Below are 17,771 nucleotides of genomic sequence, written 5' to 3'. Positions count from 1 at the left end.
GAACCTCGGTGGATGACCGGGAGGCAATGCTCGATACCCGCCCTGCCCGACGAAGTGGCGCACAACATCCTCGTTGAACACGGCGACATATCCACGAGTGGCCTGGCCGGCCAGGGCTTTTCCTGTCGTGCCGCACTCAGTAACCTCGGGTGACAGCTGGTTCGGTCCTGCCACGACAACACGGCGACAGAACTTGGGGGAATCATGGATGTAATCAGCACTGCGAAGGTATCAAAAGGGGAACGGTTCGATTTCTGGCGCGAGTTGAATTCGAAGCTTTGGGGCATCCATGATTTACGCTGTGATCCCCGGTGGGAAGGTGCGTTTCGGGCGAAGGTTGGTATTTGCGAGTTCGGTTCAGTGCAGGCGACGCTGATGACCACGACGCCACACTCCGTCTACCAGGCGCCCAAGCTCACTCGCCAGGCAGATCCCGAAGTGTTCAAGCTGAGCTGCTTCGTGCGTGGCAGTGGCGTGGTCACGCAGGACGGTCAGTGTGCGGAGTACCGAGTGGGAGATCTGCGGCTGTATGATACCTCGCGTTCTTTTGCGGGCGAGTTCGCGCCGGATATTCCCATGAGCCAGTTGCTGCACCTGCGATTTCCGCGCTCGTTGCTTCCGTTGCCCGTTGGGGAACTGCGGAAATTGGGCGCGATTCGGCTCGAGGGTGCCGAGGGCGTCGGTGCGTTGTCATCGCAGTTCCTGCTGCATCTCGCCCGGCACATGCATGAACTCAGTCCGTCCGACGCCGAACGGTTGTCGGCCCTGACGGTCGATGTGCTGACTGTGGCGTTGGCCCATGCGCTGGATGTCCAGGGCGTCGTGCCACCTCATGCACGACGGCGAGCGCTGATGGCCCAGATCCACGCCTTCATCCGGGAGAACCTGGGCGACGCGCACCTGGCTCCGGACATGATCGCCGCAGCCCACCACATCTCCCTGCGGTATCTCCATGGCCTGTTCCACCAGGACGGGCACACCGTCGCCGGCTGGATCCGCCAGTGCCGCCTGGAGCAATGTCGCCGTGAACTCGCCGAATCTCGCCTGAGCCGGCGTCCGATCAATGCGATCGCGGCCCGGTGGGGGTTCAGCAGCCCCGCGCATTTCAGCCAGGTCTTCCGCAATGTTTACGGTCTGTCGCCGCGTGATTTCCGCCGGCAGTGCGCGGCAGCAAGCGCGGAATAAGGACGCGGATGCCCGCCGAGTTGCCGGTGTCCGAACGTGCCCGGTTGCGCAACTCGAGCGGGAAACCGGGAATTCAATAGGCCGACTTCCCGATCAGCAAGATGTGGGCATGGCTGGGCGTGTCGGCCTCGGGCCACTGCGAGTGGTGAGGCCCGGCGACGGGAAAGCGGATTCCGGGCCTCCTTCGGCAGCAGCACGGTGTTCCGCACCGCGCTGCCTTTCCCGCAAGTCGATCACCTCTTCGGCTCCAGCGCTTCGATGGCCGTGGCCAGGATCGCCCGGCTTCGCCGCCGGTTCACGAGGCCGGCGACGATCTGCGTCGCCACCGCGAGGGCCGTCGTCCACGCTGCTTCCACCACCATCGAACCTCCCCCGGTCCCGCCGTAGACGCGGAACGCCCCGGACAGGTTGCCTGTCCGGGGTGTTCCGTTGCGAGCTTTGTCCTGCTACAGGTACTGCGACCCGCGCGTCACCGCCGCGTAGGCACCGACCGCGCCGTGGCCGTGGCCGTGGCCGTGGCCGTGGAAACCCTTGAACGACGGGTCACCCCTCGCAGGTCGCCGTGAACGTCGCGTCCCGGCTCTCCTTCAGGACCGGGCAGGCGATCTTCGCCCTGTTCGGCAAGCACCTCCCCCGGCTGACAGATGACCTCAGGCGCCGTTCACCAGACCATCGGCGACCACAGGCATCGACAACGCTGCCGATGGATGCCGCCGAGATGCCCGGCAGCCGGCGGAATCAGGCCCGGTAGGGACGGAAGAAGGCGCGCAGTTCCGCCGCGTAGAACTCGGGCTCTTCGAGCGGCGCGAAGTGCCCTCCGCGCGGGGCCTGTGTGAACCGGACGAGGTTGGTGGTGCGCTCCAGCCACGTCCGCGGCGCCCGGCTGATGTTGCCGGGGAACAGCGTGAAGCCGGAGGGGACCTCGACTCGGCGGGCTTGCTGTGCGGGCGGGATCTCGCCGTTCGCGCGATACATCCGCATCGACGAGCCGATGGTCTCGGTGAGCCAGTAGATCGTGACGTTGGTGAGAATTTCGTCCATCGTGAAGGACCGCGAGATGTCGCCGTCGGAGTCGCTCCACGCCCGAAGCTTCTCGACGATCCACGCGGCCAGCCCCGCCGGGGAGTCGGTGAGCCCCACCGCCGCGGTCTGCGGCTTGGTGCGATGCATCGCCATGTATGCGCCCTCGGCCGCGCCCCAAGCCGCCATATCCGCCATCCAGGCACGCTCCTCGGGCGTCAGGTCGGCGGGGTCTCCCGAGTAGACCGGCACCCCCGCGTCCATGCGGTGGACGGCTGTAACTCGTTCGGGGTGGTTCAGCGCGAGGTAGTTGCTCACGCCGGCGCCGATGTCCCCGCCGACGGCGCCGAACCGCTGGTAGCCCAGGCCGTCCAGCAGCCGTGCCCACAGGTCCGCGACGGCGATCGCGTCGAGCGGCGGACCGGGCGGGCGGTCGGAGTACCCGTAGCCGGGCATGTCGGGCACGACCACGTCGAACGCGTCGGCGGGGTCGCCGCCGTGCGCGCCGGGGTCGGTCAGCAGCGGGATGACCTTCGTGTAGCGCCAGAACGAGTCCGGCCAGCCGTGGCAGAGCACCAGCGGCAGCACCGGACCAACCGGGTTGACGGCCCGGGCGTGCACGTAGTGGATGCCGAGCCCGTCGAGCCGGGTCCGGAAGCGCGGGAACGCGGACAGTGCCTTCTCCTGCGCCGTCCAGTCGAAGCCGTCGGCCCAGTAGGCGACCAGATCGCGGAGGTAGGCGAGGTCCGTGCCGAGAGACCAGCCGGCATCCTCGGGTGCATCCGGCCAGCGGGTGGCCCGCAGCCGTGCGCGAAGGTCCGCGAGCGCCTCGGGGGCGGCCTGGCTGGTGAACGGCTCGGGATGAAACTCGGATTCCGGCACAACTACCTCGCTACCTCTGGCGTGCGGCACTTCGTGGTCGCGAGTTCCGTCGCTCGAACCGAAGCCGCGTTAGTCTATCCATGAGTTAGTATATACCAGAGCATGCACAGGAGTAGTCGTGACGCGATATGCCGTCGAAGGCCAAGCTCTGCGCTTCGGCGTGACCACCGAACTCGACCTGTTTTCGTTCCCGCACAAGATGGCAGAGGTTCGTCGCGCCGCCACCGCTGCCTACCGGCTCAGTGGGTGGTGCAATGCGTCGAGTAGCGCGGTCAGGTCGCCGACGAGGTGCAATGGGGTGTATTGGCTCGGGTCTGCCGGTGCCGAACTGCGCCCATAGCCACGCATGTCGACGGCGATGGCGTGGTAGCCGACCGCGGCGACGGCAGCCATCTGTCGCCGCCAGGTGCGTGCTGTGTCGGGAAAACCGTGTACGAACAGCACTGGCGCGCCGCGTCCTTGCTGCGCGACGTGCAGGGTGATGCCGTTGACCGACACCGCGGACTCTGGGATGCGATGCGCGCCGACAGAGTGGCTCGGGGTCGCCGCTTCGGCCGGTGCCGGCGGGGACAGGAACCGTTGAGGGGCGCCGACGGCAGCGGCGACGATACCGCCGAGTGTGCCCGCGATCATCGATCGTCTGTGCATGAGCCGACTTCCTTCATGTGGCCGAAGTCCTCTATCGATGTCCTCATGGCGGGCAGGACTGGGTCCCGGCGACCTCGCGACGGTGTTCATCTCCATCGTGGCCGCCGGTTCGCCGCAACTCAGCTACTTATCATCACTGTGCGAATGGTCGTCACTATGCATCGGTGCGACACAGTCCGTCAAGTCGCATCCGGTTCGGGACGCTGACCGACGCGATGACCAACCCGGTGATCAATAGTGGTCCCCGCACCCACGATGTGCGGCGTGTCCGAGTGCGCTCGGCGTGCCGGTCGCCGGCACCGCGCCGGTGCCGCGCCACCCGAGGTGACCGTCTGGACGGATCAGGATGCGCTCGCCGGGAATCGGCTCGTAGGTCCGACGCAAGTGGCCGTCGACGTCGAGGGCGTCGGCGTCGAGCACCTGGGCACCGTCGACGGGTTCCGTGATCCCGTCGAAGGCCAGGACCGTCCAGTCGGCTTGCCGGCGCAGCAGGAACAGTGTGGTGTCGCCGAGCGGGGCGTCCGGAGCGCGATCGCCTGGTCGCAGGCCGGACGCGCCGGGATCGGTGCGGTAGCTGATGTCGAGCTGCAGTCCTTGGCGGGCCAGGGCTGCCGGGCGATCGGCGTAGCCGCCGGCACCGGAGCCGAGTACGCGGCGAGAGAGTTCAGTGGAGAGCCCGAGAATTGCCGCGGCGACCGGTTTGCGCTCGGCCTCGTAGGTGTCCAACAGGGCGTCCTCGGCTCCGTCGAACACCGCGGCGAGCTTCCAGCCCAGATTGATGGCGTCCTGGATCCCGGTGTTGAGGCCTTGGCCGCCGGCCGGTGAGTGCACGTGCGCGGCGTCGCCGGCCAGGAACACCCGATCGACGCGAAAGCGGTCCGCCATCCGCACGTTGAGCCGCCAGGTCGAGGACCACCCGATCCGGCGCAGGCGCACCCGCGGGCGGATGCCGTCGACCACGGTGTGCAGCGTCGCCTCGTCGGCCCGGATGTCCGGGTCGGGCGAGCGCAGCCCCAGCGCCCAGGTCGGGCTCGCCGGCATCGGGCACAGGGAGAGAAACCCGGCACCGCCGGCGCCGACGAGGTCGAACGTATGCCAATGGTCGCGGTCGAGCCCGTCCAGTTCGACCTCGGCCAGCAGCATCCGGACCTCGTCGTGGGTCTCGCCGAGGAAGCCGACCCCGAGCGCGTTCCGGACCGTGCTCGATCCACCGTCGGCGCCGACGAGATAGCGCGAGCGCAGGCGCCGCCGATCGTCGAGGACGGCGGTGACCCCCTCCTGGTCCTGCTCCACGGCAACCACGCGAGCGTTCTGATCGACCGTGACACCGAACTCGGCGAGCCGCTCACGCAGCACCTGCGTTGTCCGCCACTGCGGAATGATCAACGGCCGCGCGAACGGCTGGCCGGGCGTCGGCTCGAGCCCGGGATGCCGGTCTCGCTCCCGCACGGTGCCGTCGATCGCATACTGCCGGAACGGCAGCCTGAACGTACCCAATGCCACGAGCCGGTCGGTGACCCCGAGGGGGTCGAGCACCTCCAAGGTCCGCGGCTGGATGCCGTTGCCACGCGGACCGGGGAACGGTGCCGGCGCGCTGTCCAGCACCGTCACCCGGTGACCCCGCCGAGCGAGCTCGCCCGCCGCCACCAAGCCCGTCGGGCCCGCCCCCACGACCGTGACATCTGTGTCCGTATCCATGGCCGACACGCTACCAGGAAAATAGGACTGAGTCGCAAATAAGACTCAGTCCTGTTTGGTAGGCATGTGTCAGACTCGGTAGGTGGACTCCCTGCGCGAACGCAAAAAGGCGCGCACCCGCGCCGAGTTGCAGCGCCACGCGCTGCGCCTGTTCGCCGAGCGCGGCTACGAGGCAACGACCGTCGAAGACATCGCCGGCGCGGCAGAGGTCGCCCGCAGCACGTTCTTCCGCTACTTCGCCACCAAGGAGGACGTCGTCCTGTTCGACGATGTCGACCCGCTGTTCGAGGAGACCCTCGCTTCGATCCCGGTGGGCACCCCGCTGCTGGTCGCGCTGATCGAGGCGATACGCGCCACCTTCGCCGAGCTCGACGAGCAGAAGCGTGCCCACGAGGAGCTGCGGATGCGGCTCGTGCGCACCGTGCCCGAGATCGCCGCGGCACTGCGGGCCCGCGGCGCGTGGGACGTCGAGCAGACCGCACGCCTCGTGGCCTCCGCGCTCGGCCGCACCCCCGAGGACATCGAAATCGTGACCCTCGCCGGAGCGCTGACCGGCGCCCGCTTCGCCGCGCAGGCCCTCGTCGCGCGCGAGCCCCACCGAAGCTACGTCGACACCACCCTGGAAGTCCTCGAACGCCTCCGCAGCGGCATCCTGCTGTTCGACGAGCCCATCGTCAGCTCCTCGTGACCGCGTCGGCTCCGGTTCGAGCCATGTCTTCGAACACCCGCACCTGCGCATCGAGGCCCACCCATCGCGATGGGCGCACCGTCCGGGCACATGTCCACCATGGACGAAGAGAGACCAGTCACCATCAACTTTGTTCCGGAAGGTTCAACGCGGCCCTCAGCGCCGCGTCGAGGTGCGGGTACGCGTAGACATAGCCGCCGCCGAGGGCCCGGCGGGGAACAGCGCGCTGGCCCGTGGTCACCATGTCCGCCATCTCGCCGAGGGCGATCCTCAGCGCGAATCCGGGCATCGGCACGATGGCGGGGCGGTGCAGTGCGCGGCCCAGCGCCTTGGAGAACTCCCGCTGGGTGACCGGTTCGGGTGCCGTGCCGTTGTAGGCGCCGCTCCACGAGGCGTCGTCGATCGCCTTGATGTACAGCCCGGCGATGTCGTCGACGTGGATCCACGGCACGGCGAACGCGCCGCCCGCGATCGGTCCGCCCAGCCCGGCGCGGTAGGTCGCGAGCAGCGACTTCAGCGTGCCGCCCGAAGCGTCGAGGACGACACCGGTGCGCATACGCACGACGCGGACACCGAACTCGGCCGCCTCGGCTGCTTCGTTCTCCCACTCCACGGAGACCGTGGCGAGGAACGTGTCGCCCGGCGGGGTTTCCTCGGTGACTTCTTCGTCGCCGTGCGGCCCGTAGTAGGCGACGCCCGAACTGGAGACGAGGACCCCGGGCCGCTCCGCTTCGGGGGTGGCGCGCAGGCCATCGACCAGGTTGCGGGTGCCGGACACGCGCGACCGTCGGACGCGGTCCTTGACCTCGTCGGTGAGGCGCTGGCCGAGGGGCTCGCCCGCCAGGTGCACCACGGCATCCCGGCCGGCGAGCGCCTCGATGGGGGCAGGCCCGGACAGCGGGTCCCACCGCGCCACAGACGGGTCGGTGCTCGCGGAACGGGAAAGCACGGTCACCTCGTCGCCACGCTCCCGGAGGCGGGCGACGAGCTTACCGCCGATGAGACCGGACGCGCCGGAGATGGTGATCTTCATGTTACCGGATTCCTTGCAGGTGAAGGGAAAGGTCAGCCAGTCATGACCAACTCCCGAACATTGCGCGACCCTCAGTCGCCTTGTTAATGGCCGTAACTATGCATCGCCATGTCATACCGCGTCAACCCATAGTGTGAAATGAGGTGCCTCCCGATGCCTGAGCAGGAGCCGACCCGGCGCGAGCGATACCGGCGCCAGATCGTGACCGAGATCAAGGCCGCCGCCATGGACCAGCTGCGCGAAGGCGGCGCGGAGACGGTGTCGCTGAACGCGATCGCACGCAGCATGGCGATGTCCGCACCGGATCGGTACCGGCGCTCAACCCGCGGCGCTCAGGATGGCCTCGGCCACCACATCGGGGTGCACCAACGGGACGGCGTGGGAGGAGTCGACCTCGACAACGGTGGAGCCGGCCCGCTCGGCCATCCACCGCTGCGCCTCGGTGGGAATGGATTTGTCCTGCGTGGACACCACAGCCCACGACGGCAAGGCGTGCCAGCTCGCGGCGCTCGCGAAGCTGCCCTCCAGGGTTGCCGGATCAAAGGGCTTCTGGGCGGCGGCGAGGACCTTTTGGTCACGCGCACCGGCGTCGCCGGCGTAGACATCGCCGAACTTGTCCGGCCGAAGGTAGATCTCCGCCCCACCGGGATACTCGCGCACGACAAGATTCTCCGGGACGAGCAGGCTGCCCGGGAATTTCCCGTTGAGCGCACCGGCCGTCTCACCCGCGTCCTGCTGGAAGGCGGTGACGAACACGAGGGAGCGGACGTCTTCGGTCAAGGCGCCGGGAGCCGAGATGACGGACCCCGCATAGGAGTGCGCGGCGACCACGAGTGGCCCGGTGAGCGTGCCGAGGAACTGCTTGAGGTAGGCGACATCGCCGTCGAAGTCGCGCATGGGCAAGGACGGCGCGATGACGGGATAGCCCGCCTCCTGCAGGCGCACAGAGACCCGGCGCCACACCGAGGCATCGGTCAGGGCGCCGTGGACGAGGACCAAGGTCGGCTGGTTCATGGATTCGATCTCCTGAAGTTGAATCGGCATGACACCGAGTCTCGCCTCAGGAGACCTTCGCGGACAGTGGCAGTACTGCCGACTATCGAAACTTTCCCGCCATGCTCACCGGGCGGGTCAGGCGCGATCGAAGGTGAAGGACTTCCGATGTTCCCGTGGCGAAACGCCTGTCACGCCCCGGAACTGCACCCGCAGGTTGGCCGCCGTGCCGAATCCGGCCCGGCGCGCGATGTCCTGAATGGACAGTTCCGAGTTCTCCAGGAGTTCTTTGGCCCGGGCGATGCGCTGATCGCGCAGCCAGGTCAACGGCGGGACGCCGGTCTTCTCACGGAAGCGCCGGTGGAAGGTCCGTTCCGACATGGTGAACCGGCCGGCGACCTCCTTCACCGAGAGGTTCCGTTCGAGCGACACGAGCATCCATTGCTGCGCCCGCGCGATGACGTCGTCGCCGGGAGGGACGACTGCTTTCTCCACGAACTGCTGCTGGCCGTGCATCGGACGCGGCGCCATGACGATCCGCCGTGCGACGTGCCGCGCGGCCGCTGCTCCGAGATCGACGTTCAACAGGTGCAGGCAAAGATCCACCCCCGCGGTGACCCCGCCCGAGGTGAGGACCGACTCGGTGCCGGCCACGAGCACCGACTGGTCGACCGTGACCGCGGGGAAGCGCTCGGCGAGCTCCGCGCACAACGACCAATGGGTGGTCACGGTCAGTCCGTCGAGGACACCGGCCCGCGCCAGGGCGAACGCCCCGGAGCAGATGGACACCAACCGGACGCCTCGCCCGTGCGCGTCCGCCAGGGATCGCATCAACGACCCGGGCAGCTCACGCTCCACGGCGTCGGCGTAGCCCGGCACGACGATCGTGTCCGCCCGGCGCAGCAGTTCCAGCCCGCCGTCCGGTACCACCGTGGTCCCCCCGGCCACGGGCACCGCGCTGCCACCGACGGACACGGTCACGAGGTCGTACGCCTCCGACGCCTCCCGTCCGAACACGTGAACCGGGATCGCGTAGTCGAGGGGCAAGACGTCGTCGAGCAGGACGACGACCATCCGGTGCCGGGTCATGGCGGTATTCTATCGATGCGTGGTCATACTGCCAGTACCAGCCGGCCCAACGTCTCGTGCCGCTGAGCGGTCCCCGGTCGTTCACTCGATGTCCGGCTCGTGCCGTCGCGCACAGAGTTGGTGAGCCACGCCAAGTCCGATGGGGCGACGCGCCGGGTCCGACGAACGGCGTGGGCCGATCGAGGTACCCAGCGCGTTGCTCGATCACTGCTCTTGACAAGGTGCCGGAAAAGCACATACATGGACAATGGTTCAAACCACTCGTCAGGAGTTGATCTACCGTGGTCAAGCTTGGCCGGATCACCGCGTTGCTGGCAGGCGCCGCCCTCTTGGCGGGCATGATGACAGGTACGAGTGCGGCTGGTACGTCCGCCGCGCCACGCAAGACCGGGCCGATCACCGTGGCCTACGTCGAGGTGAACAACAACAGCATGCTGAACGTGGGCAAGTACGCGCTCGCCCAAAGCGGCGGCAACGTGTTCGACATCGGCGTCATCTTCGCCGCCAACATCAACTACGACACCGCGACGAAGTCGGCATACCTGTACTTCAACCCGAACGTGCAGAACGTCCTCGACAACGTGAGCACCCAGATCCGCCCGCTGCAAGCCAAGGGCATCAAGGTCATGTTGTCGATCCTCGGCAACCACCAGGGCGCCGGGTTCGCCAACTTCCCATCCCAGCAAGCGGCCGCGGCCTTCGCCAAACAGCTGTCCGATACCGTGACCACGTACGGACTCGACGGCATCGACTTCGACGACGAATACACCGAGTACGGCAACAACGGCACCGGCCAGCCCAACGCCAGCTCCTTCGTCTACCTCGTCACGGCCCTGCGCGCGGCGATGCCCACCAAGCTGATCTCGCTGTACAACATCGGCCCGGCGGCATCGCGGTTGTCCTACGGCGGCACCGACATCACCTCGAAGTTCACCTACGCCTGGAATCCCTACTACGGCACCTGGGGCGTACCGAACATCGCCCTCGCCAAATCCGGGCTCTCCCCCGCGGCAGTCCAGATCGCAGCGACATCCACCAGCACCGCCGCCAGCCTCGCCCAGCGAACCGTGAGCGAAGGCTATGGCGTGTACCTGACCTATAACCTCGGCGCCGCCGACTCACACACCTACATCTCCAGCTTCACCAAGCCCCTGTACGGCAAGGACGCTGTGTACAGGCCCTAGTAGGTTGTCGCTGCTAGATCTTGGGGTATAGGTGGCGGAGTTTGATGCGTGCGTCGTCGGTGGTGAACTGCCAGCGGACTTGGCGTTGGTCGGTGTTGGTGGCGTGTTGCCAGGCGGTGAGTTCGGTGTTGAGGGTGTCGAGGTTGTCGATGCGGCGGTCGAGGCATTGCCGGGCCAGTGCGGAGAGTTCGATTTCGGCGATGTTGAGCCAGGACCCGTGTTTGGGGGTGTGGTGGATCTCCAGGCGCTGAGCCAGCGCGAAGGCTTCGCTGGGTTCGAAGGCCTCGTAGAGCGAGGCGATGCTGTGGGTGTTGAGGTTGTCCATGACCAGCACCACGGTCTCGGCGTCGGGATAGTCCACGGTCAGCAGTTGTTTGACCTGCCCGGCCCAGTCGATCCTGGTCCGCCGGGGCAGGGCGTGCACGCGGCGCCAGCCGCGCAGGGGCTCGACCCACACGAAAATCGAGCAGGTGCCGCACCGGATGTATTCGCTGTCTTCGCGGAGGTCCTGGCCGGGCTTGGCAGGCAGCGGTTCGCGGACATGGCCGAGTAGCTGAAAGGGCTTTTCGTCCATGCACACCACCGGTCTGGCGGGATCGTAGGGCCGGGCGTAGACCGCGAGGACGTCTTCCATCGCCGCGGCGAAGGCCGCGTTCGCCTTCGGCGGGATGGTCCAGCATTTCTTCAGATGAGGACGAAGTTCCGTTTTTTTAGGACCCGGCCGATGGTGGAGTGATCCAGGTCGGGGATGTCCTCGATGAGCGCGACGTGCTTCTCCAACAGCCGCAGCGACCACCGGGCATGCCCCGCCGGCGGGGCCGAGCACGCCAGGGCGATCAGCCGGGCCTCGACCTCACCGGTCACCGGCGAGGGCACCGGCGGATGCTCGCGCTGTTTGCGCTCGATCGTGGCCCAGATGTCACCGCCGGTCTCGGCGAAGCGCTTGGCGACCAGCCTCAGCGTCTCACCCGAGACCCCGACCTGGGCCGCGATCGCCTCTTTCGCGTCTACCTCACCGGCCGAGGTGTCCAGTGCGAGCAGCACCCGCGCCCGCATGATCATCGACGCCGGGTGGACACCCGTTGTGGTCACCCGGAGCAGGTCGTCACGATCCCGTGCGGTCAACCTGACCGGCCGCTTTTTCTGCGAGGGCACGAGAACCGTCCTTGTCCGGCAGGGGAATGACCTGCCACACAACAGCATCCCAGCCAAGCAGGCCAGAACTAAGCAGCGACACGCTACTAGTAGATTGTCGCGGCTACTCTGGCCAGTCGGCTGCGGTCATGCCGTCGGTGTGGCCCGCCGGCCACTGGACGAGCTCGATCCGGCGATCGTCCGGGTCGGCGATGAACGCCGTCATCAGCCCGTCATCCCTTTCCTGCCCGGGAGCGACCGGCTCGATCCCGTGGCCGGCAAGCACGTCGAGCGTGTCGGCCATCGACCCGACCTGCACGACAAGGTGGCTCACGTCGGTGCCACGGTCGACCGGCCTGCCGTCGTGAACCAGTTCGAGAGTGACGAACTCGTCGTCGGGGAGCTTGAGCATGGTCAGCTGCCCGATCGGCGTCTCGGGCACCCTGCCGACGACCTCGAAGCCGACGGCGGCGTAGAACGCCAGCGACCGATCGAGATCGGTCACCCGCAGTCCGACGTGCAGGGTCCTCATTCGCAGTACCTCCATCGCGTGCGCTGACTTGGGGTGTTCGGACGGCCCGGTGCAAGGCCGCTCTCACCCGTACGTCGATCGCGCGGCGCCGGATTCGACAACCTGTGGGACGCCATGCGCACCGGCATGGGCACCCGCGCTCAGCCGATGATGATCGCCGGCACCACCGCGGGCGACGACCCGGCCGGCTTCGCCCGCTCCGAGCACGACGAGTGCGCGACGCTGTGGTCGAGCGGGCTGCCCATCGCCATGGCCCGGACGCGGTGCGGGAACAGGCTCGCATACGCCTGGCCGGGTCCGGTGTAGCCGTAGAAGAAGCTGACCTTCTGCTCGCCCAACGCGGCCCGGACCGCGTCGAGGTCCTTGGCCTGGGTGAGCTAGCCGCGAGCAAAGCGGCGAGTACCGCGATCCGCCCTCGTATACTTCCCCCGAAAAGATGTTCTTTTTCTAAGAGTCTTACCACGACGTACGACCCGCTGTCGGCCGGCGGGCTGTTCGTATACCTCGTTCAGGGGCGCTGGAGGGCGGTGCGGACGAGGTCGAGTGTCTGGTCTGCGGTGAGGCCGAGGTGGCGGCACGCGGTGGTGAAGTCGCGTGCGAGCTGGTCGGTGCGGGCGCGCAGGGAGTTGCCCGCGTCGGTGATGATCGCTCCGCGGCCTCGGCGTAGTTCGACCAGCCCCTCGTCGCGTAGTTGCTGGTATCCGCGCAGGATGGTGTGCAGGCCGACACCGAGGGCCGCGGCGGCTTCCCGGGCAGGGGGCAACCGGTCCCCCGGCCGGATCGAGCCGTCGGCGATTCCCGCGCGTACCGACTGGGCGACCTGGTCGGCGAGCTGCACCGGGGAGGACGGGTCGACGGAGATCAGCATCGGCGGGTCAGGCTCCCGTCGCCGTACCGGTGGACCGTTCGCGGGCCAGCCGGCCGTTGATCAGCGCGACGGCGGCCACCGGGTCGCGGAGACTGACGACGAAGGGCCGGTCGCCCGTCAGTCGCAGGATCATCGCCGGCCCACGCCCGGTGACGTATCCACGGCACCGCTTGTTCTCGGTAAGCCCCCAGCCCGCGGCCGGGGCACGCTCAGCGATCTCGGCCTGGCGCACGTGCTCGTAGGGCACGCGGCGTCGCGCGCGGCCGAGCAGGGGCAGGGTCACCAGCACGCCGTCGCCGTCGATCCGGATTCTTGCCTTGGCCTGCAACACCATGAACAGTCCCAGCGCCGGCAGCATCACGGCGGTGCCGGCGTCGTACCGCGTCAGCAGCTCCACTGGCGCGCACACCAGGAGCACGAGACCGGCCACCCGGGCCTTGACCGACCACACCACTTCGCTGAACATCGCCCGTTCCGCCCGGCCCAGGCGCCTGGCGGGCAGATTCGGCGCAGGAACCTCGGCCGCTTCCGGCAACGCCGGCGCGGGGCCGGCCAGGAACCATCCCACGGCGCCACCGAGCAGCCCGACCACCGGTGGCAGCGCGTCGTACCACCATGACATCGGCTGGTGGGGATAACTGTGCACGTCGAGCACGGACAGCACGCTACAGACCGCGTCGACGGCGGCCGTCGTGCCGGCCGCCCCACCGCCCGCGGCCAACACCCGTTGCAGGTGCGGCCACTGCCGGACCCGCCAGAACACCGCTCCGAAGAGGGCTGCCCACAGCAGGCCGTACAGCCATCCGGCACTCCACGACGACCACGTGGGGGCGAGGTGGGCGTATTCCGGCCCCACCCGTGACCAGCCGTCCACATACGCGCGATCCGGCAGGCGATCCCCGTAGGCCGCCACCAGCAGCCACGGCACCGCCGCCGCACACGCCATCGGAGCCACGGTCAGCACCAGCCGGCGAAGCCGGCCACTCCCCGACCCGTCTCGGACGTCCACCATCACCCACTCCGTTTGTTACTAAAGTAGCGTAACAAGTGCCACCATTAGGCGACAGGCTCGCGGGGTTGTCAAGGGCGGCACCGAAGAACGCCGTCCTGGTGGGAGAGGTTGATGAGGTCGCGCCGGCAAGGTTGACCCGTTCGGGTCGACCACGTTACGACATCGGGCTGATTTTCCCCGGGAATCAGCGTCTTCCTGTCTCCGAGCGCCGCACCTCCTACTCTCAGTGGTGTGGACGGCATCGACAGTCTCCGGCACGCCATCGAAACGATCCCCATCCCCGGCGCCCCGCCCCGGCTGTCCCGGGAAGGCGCGGCCGTCGGGCTGGCGCTCCTGGACACCTCGTTGCGGCTCAACCACGTGCGCCGGCTGACCGAACGGCTGACCGTGGTCGAGCACGGCACGGCACGGCGGAGCACCGAGGTCGACGTCAGCCTCAAGCTGCTCGACGAGGGGCAGCGCCAGGCCACCGCCCAGCTGCAGGACCTCATCGGCCAGGAACACGGCGAGCGGGCCGCCTCGAGGCCGGCGCGGCAACGGTCCCTGTGGGTGCCGCTGGCCCGCCTGCCACGCCGCGACGTCTCCCCCATCGACGTGTTCGACAGCGCGGGCCAGAAACTGCCGCGGCTCACCCAGCACGAAGCGTCCCGGCTGGTCGCTGCCGGGCTCTACCGGCTGCTGCGCGGGATCCTCGCCGGCGACGAGAACGCGCACACCGCCAAGCACGAGCTGAACACCTTCCTGTTCCAGGTGCACGAACCACGCTGGCTCATCCAGCAGGCGCTGCTGACACTGCTCACCGAGCGGAACCACCCGGAGGCGGAGTTCGCGCTGGCCCCCACCGGCGGCACGGTTCCCGGCTACGGCAGGCAATGCCGGGAAATGGCGCTGGACGTCCTCAGTGGCTGTTCCGAGCTGCTGGTCGAATACGCGTACCTGCTGAACGTCGCGGTCCGCGACTACATGCTGGTGGTGGCGCTGGACGACTCGGTGGAGGAACACCGGCTCAGCTACGAAACCCCGCTGCACGTCGACGCGCGGCAACCCGTCGCGAAAGAGCAGTGGCGCCGGCTGGCCTCGAGCCGCCGCGGTTACGTCGTGAGCTACGAGACCATGATCCCGGCCACGCTGAAGTCCTACCACCTGGTGGCCAGGGCCGCGCCGGAGGCCGAGATCTCCCGGATGTACCTGTCGACCGACGCCGACCAGTACCAGGTGGACGGCCTGGCCGAAGACCTCGTCTCGCTGGCCGAACGGCAGGACGCCGCCCCGCTGCAGGAAGCCGACGGCGCCCGGCACAAGATCCTGGAGCTGCAGGCCCAGAGCGTGTTGCGCCGGCTGGCGGACCTGGTGCGCCGGCGCAAGTGGGAGGCGGGCCAGTCCGGGGTGGAGCTGTCACCGCGCAGCCTGCCCGCCTGTCACCGGCTCGCCGCCGCGGCCACGACGGGCGAGGCGGTGCGGACCGACTCGGGCGAGCTGGACAACTCGCTGCGGCGGCACCCCGAGTTCACGGCCGCGAACCTCCGCGAGGCCGCGCGCGAGCTGACCGAGCGGGAGTTCGGGCAGGACCTCGTCCTGGTCAACGGCGTCATCGACAACGAGGCTCGGGCGTACTGGCGCCGGTCCGGCCGCGACTCGCGCGGCGACCACGTCCGGGTGCGGGCGACGCTCGTGCTCAAGGACTCCACGAAGTCCGGTCCGCTCAACGTGACGTTCTACGCGCTGGCCGTCGCGACGGTCTCGTTCGTGCTCGGCTGGCTGCTGGTCGGCAGCCCGTGGCCGTACGGCCGGGCCGCCACCGAGGCGCTCGGCCACATCGGCGACGGCCAGTCCGTGATCACCTTGCTGCTGCTGTTGCCGGGCTTCCTCTACAGCCGCCTGTCGCTGCCGCCGCGCCGGACCGTGCTCGGCTACCTCGGCACGCTGCCGCAGGCCCTCGTCCAGCTGAGCATCGCGGCCATCGCCGCGTTCGCCGCGACCGTCGCGACGCAAGCCAGGGGCGAGGTCGTGCAGGCCGCGCTCACGGTCGCCGTCGCGCTGCCGGTGCTCGCCGCGCTGGTGCTGTTCGGCCAGGCGTCGTGGCGCGAATCGGCGATCCCGTTGTCCCGCATCGGGGCGCCGCGGTGGGCGGGCGCCGGTGCCTGGGACCGGCGAAAGCCGCTGGACGCCGACGTGCGGTTCGACTCGTCCGGGGGGTGGTGAGGATGCGCAGCCGGCGGATCTCCGTGCGGAACGTGGCCGACCTGGCCAGAGCAGGCTTCGAGATCGCCCGGCAGCCGGTGACCAAAGTGGACTTCGAGGTGCACCACGCGATGGCCCGCCACGGCTACCTGCGCGAGCTCGTGTCCAGGAACTCCGACAGCGCGGTCTTCCTGGAGACGCTGTGCTCGGCCACGAACGGCGCCGGCGTCGTGATCGGCACCCGCACCCGCAAGCCCTTGGACGGCACCGAAGTGGTCGAGCGGGTCGACGGCCAGCAGCCGGCGGAACGCCCGCAGCAGAGCGCGGGCGGCTGGGTGTTCCACCAGACGACCTCGCCCAACCCGACGTTCATCTACGAGTCCGCGCAGACCTTCGAGGGCCTGATCGCGATCGACCCGGCGGCGCGCGAGGTGTGCGACTGGCACGGCCTGGCCATCCGCGACCTGGTACGGGAGATCTCCGACGCCGCGGCCGCCCTCATCGACGCGCCGCTGCTGTCGCTGCAGTGCCCGGCCCAGCTGCCGACGATCGTGAAGACCCGCAACCACGATCTCCGCACCCGCAAGGAGGTCGCGCCGCCGTGCGCGTCGCTGGCGGTCCGGTTCGCGATCGCGTTGCGGGACGTGTCCGCGGCCGCGCGGTTCGAGCTGGCCGACCGGTTCCGGGAGCTGTGCGAGAAACACGGGTACAGCTTTTGGCTCGCCGACACGCGTCCGGGGCACCGGCAGGGGAATTGGTTCGAGGTCTACCACGCCGACGGCGAGTTCTCGCCGCTGTACAAGGGCGACCTCCGGTCCCGCCAGCGGATCGGCACGTGCCTGCCGCTGACCTTCGTCGGGCCGGCGCGGATCGGCTCCACGCACGCGATCGCCACCTTCCTGCAGCGCTATCCCCAGGTGGGTGTGGTCGGCTGCGCGGGCACGACGTTGTCGGACGTCGCGTTCGTCCACCTGCAGCTGTCGATCCAGGGCGTGGCCGCCGACCGGCTGAACCGCATCCTGACCAAGCTGCTCGGCGAGTCCTCGACCGCCGCCCGGCCGCACAAGCTGCTGCGCGAGCTGTTCAAGCGGCTCGGCCTGCCGCCCGACCCCGACGGGCCGGGTTCGGCCGGGCCGGATCCGACCAGCGACTACCAGACCTTCGCCGGTCCGGCGTTCGCCTACCGGCCGTACCAGATGCCCGACTGCATGGCCGTGTGGGTGTCGTGGGAGATCGCCCGCCAGCACCAGGGCCTCGCCGCTCCCCTGGACTCCCTGTACCGCGCGCTGGCGCAGGTCGCGCCGCAGGTGCCGATGCCGGCGCACCCGACGGAGTCCATGGCCTCGGCGGGCGACCTGGCCACCGTCGAGTACCTCATCTGCCGCGCCACCGAGCAGTCGGTGATCCGGGGCAAGGCGAAGCTGGCCGTCCCCAAGTCGGTCCTGCGCCAGTTCTCTTCGGGCGGCGTCGAACTGCCCGCGTCCAAGCTGTGCGCGTCGCTGGAGGAGGCGTGGAAGGCTCACGTCGACCAGTCCGGTGTGGACGGAGTGAGCGAGCTGACGGTGGCGTGGCGGGAGTCCTGGCTCGGCCACTGGACCTACTCATAACCCCCTCGCGGCCGTTC

General features: G+C 68.7%; 18 protein-coding genes. 5 read left to right on the top strand and 13 right to left on the bottom strand.

Annotated elements, in window-relative coordinates; all coding sequences use genetic code 11:
* Window positions 1-204: 204 nt before the first annotated feature.
* Window positions 205-1,185, top strand: a complete 981-nt coding sequence (locus A3CE_RS0143310) for a helix-turn-helix domain-containing protein (RefSeq protein WP_043791407.1) — start codon at window positions 205-207, stop codon at window positions 1,183-1,185.
* Between the two features lie 233 nt (window positions 1,186-1,418).
* On the opposite strand, the gene A3CE_RS59460 is transcribed toward A3CE_RS0143310, so the two are convergent.
* The 4 genes from A3CE_RS59460 to A3CE_RS52570 all read right to left on the bottom strand — a co-directional run bounded on the left by A3CE_RS59460 (window position 1,419) and on the right by A3CE_RS52570 (window position 5,433).
* Window positions 1,419-1,547 carry a hypothetical protein gene (locus tag A3CE_RS59460; protein WP_020646366.1) on the bottom strand — a complete coding sequence of 43 codons (129 nt, stop codon included), beginning with the start codon at window positions 1,545-1,547 and terminating at the stop codon, window positions 1,419-1,421.
* 376 nt (window positions 1,548-1,923) lie between these two features.
* Window positions 1,924-3,087: an epoxide hydrolase family protein gene (locus tag A3CE_RS0143300; RefSeq protein ID WP_020646365.1), complete on the bottom strand. Its 1,164-nt coding sequence runs from the start codon at window positions 3,085-3,087 to the stop codon at window positions 1,924-1,926.
* A gap of 231 nt (window positions 3,088-3,318) precedes the next feature.
* A complete protein-coding gene (locus A3CE_RS0143295; protein ID WP_245589686.1) occupies window positions 3,319-3,735 on the bottom strand; it encodes an alpha/beta fold hydrolase in 417 nt (138 codons plus the stop codon).
* 231 nt (window positions 3,736-3,966) lie between these two features.
* Entirely contained in the window at window positions 3,967-5,433 is a 1,467-nt protein-coding gene (locus A3CE_RS52570) for an FAD-dependent monooxygenase (RefSeq protein WP_051183831.1), read from the bottom strand.
* 82 nt (window positions 5,434-5,515) lie between these two features.
* Here A3CE_RS52570 and A3CE_RS0143285 point away from each other — a divergent pair, with 82 nt between their 5' ends.
* Entirely contained in the window at window positions 5,516-6,121 is a 606-nt protein-coding gene (locus A3CE_RS0143285) for a TetR family transcriptional regulator (protein WP_020646362.1), read from the top strand.
* Window positions 6,122-6,245: 124 nt separating this feature from the next.
* Here the strand turns inward: A3CE_RS0143285 and A3CE_RS0143280 are convergent, their stop codons facing one another.
* The 3 genes from A3CE_RS0143280 to A3CE_RS0143265 all read right to left on the bottom strand — a co-directional run bounded on the left by A3CE_RS0143280 (window position 6,246) and on the right by A3CE_RS0143265 (window position 9,236).
* The gene (locus tag A3CE_RS0143280) at window positions 6,246-7,154 is read right to left on the bottom strand and encodes a TIGR01777 family oxidoreductase (RefSeq protein WP_020646361.1); all 909 of its coding nucleotides are present in this window, start codon (window positions 7,152-7,154) and stop codon (window positions 6,246-6,248) included.
* A 318-nt stretch (window positions 7,155-7,472) separates the two neighbouring features.
* A complete protein-coding gene (locus tag A3CE_RS0143270) occupies window positions 7,473-8,198 on the bottom strand; it encodes an alpha/beta fold hydrolase (RefSeq protein WP_020646359.1) in 726 nt (241 codons plus the stop codon).
* Between the two features lie 87 nt (window positions 8,199-8,285).
* Window positions 8,286-9,236 carry a GlxA family transcriptional regulator gene (locus A3CE_RS0143265; RefSeq protein WP_020646358.1) on the bottom strand — a complete coding sequence of 317 codons (951 nt, stop codon included), beginning with the start codon at window positions 9,234-9,236 and terminating at the stop codon, window positions 8,286-8,288.
* Between the two features lie 281 nt (window positions 9,237-9,517).
* On the opposite strand from A3CE_RS0143265, the gene A3CE_RS0143260 reads away from it, so the two are divergent.
* Window positions 9,518-10,420 carry an endo-beta-N-acetylglucosaminidase H gene (locus A3CE_RS0143260; RefSeq protein ID WP_020646357.1) on the top strand — a complete coding sequence of 301 codons (903 nt, stop codon included), beginning with the start codon at window positions 9,518-9,520 and terminating at the stop codon, window positions 10,418-10,420.
* 13 nt (window positions 10,421-10,433) lie between these two features.
* Here the strand turns inward: A3CE_RS0143260 and A3CE_RS56995 are convergent, their stop codons facing one another.
* From A3CE_RS56995 to A3CE_RS0143230, 6 genes are all read right to left on the bottom strand, one after another.
* Window positions 10,434-11,216: an IS630 family transposase gene (locus A3CE_RS56995; protein ID WP_211231871.1), complete on the bottom strand. Its 783-nt coding sequence runs from the start codon at window positions 11,214-11,216 to the stop codon at window positions 10,434-10,436.
* Window positions 11,105-11,575, bottom strand: a complete 471-nt coding sequence (locus A3CE_RS58145) for a helix-turn-helix domain-containing protein (RefSeq protein ID WP_020646355.1) — start codon at window positions 11,573-11,575, stop codon at window positions 11,105-11,107. The genes A3CE_RS56995 and A3CE_RS58145 overlap by 112 nt, the downstream gene beginning before the upstream one ends.
* A gap of 103 nt (window positions 11,576-11,678) precedes the next feature.
* On the bottom strand, window positions 11,679-12,086 hold the full coding sequence (locus A3CE_RS0143245) for a VOC family protein (protein ID WP_020646354.1): 408 nt from the start codon (window positions 12,084-12,086) through the stop codon (window positions 11,679-11,681).
* A gap of 140 nt (window positions 12,087-12,226) precedes the next feature.
* A complete protein-coding gene (locus tag A3CE_RS56990) occupies window positions 12,227-12,424 on the bottom strand; it encodes a hypothetical protein (protein ID WP_020646353.1) in 198 nt (65 codons plus the stop codon).
* Window positions 12,425-12,594: 170 nt separating this feature from the next.
* Window positions 12,595-12,954: a GntR family transcriptional regulator gene (locus A3CE_RS0143235; RefSeq protein ID WP_020646352.1), complete on the bottom strand. Its 360-nt coding sequence runs from the start codon at window positions 12,952-12,954 to the stop codon at window positions 12,595-12,597.
* 7 nt (window positions 12,955-12,961) lie between these two features.
* Window positions 12,962-13,966: a hypothetical protein gene (locus tag A3CE_RS0143230; RefSeq protein ID WP_020646351.1), complete on the bottom strand. Its 1,005-nt coding sequence runs from the start codon at window positions 13,964-13,966 to the stop codon at window positions 12,962-12,964.
* A 231-nt stretch (window positions 13,967-14,197) separates the two neighbouring features.
* Here A3CE_RS0143230 and A3CE_RS0143225 point away from each other — a divergent pair, with 231 nt between their 5' ends.
* Window positions 14,198-16,168 carry a hypothetical protein gene (locus A3CE_RS0143225; RefSeq protein ID WP_020646350.1) on the top strand — a complete coding sequence of 657 codons (1,971 nt, stop codon included), beginning with the start codon at window positions 14,198-14,200 and terminating at the stop codon, window positions 16,166-16,168.
* A 2-nt stretch (window positions 16,169-16,170) separates the two neighbouring features.
* The gene (locus A3CE_RS0143220; protein WP_020646349.1) at window positions 16,171-17,754 is read left to right on the top strand and encodes a hypothetical protein; all 1,584 of its coding nucleotides are present in this window, start codon (window positions 16,171-16,173) and stop codon (window positions 17,752-17,754) included.
* Window positions 17,755-17,771: the final 17 nt, after the last annotated feature.

The organism is Amycolatopsis balhimycina FH 1894 (assembly GCF_000384295.1).
GTDB lineage: Bacteria > Actinomycetota > Actinomycetes > Mycobacteriales > Pseudonocardiaceae > Amycolatopsis > Amycolatopsis balhimycina.
This window is presented reverse-complemented; position numbering and strand designations above follow the sequence as displayed.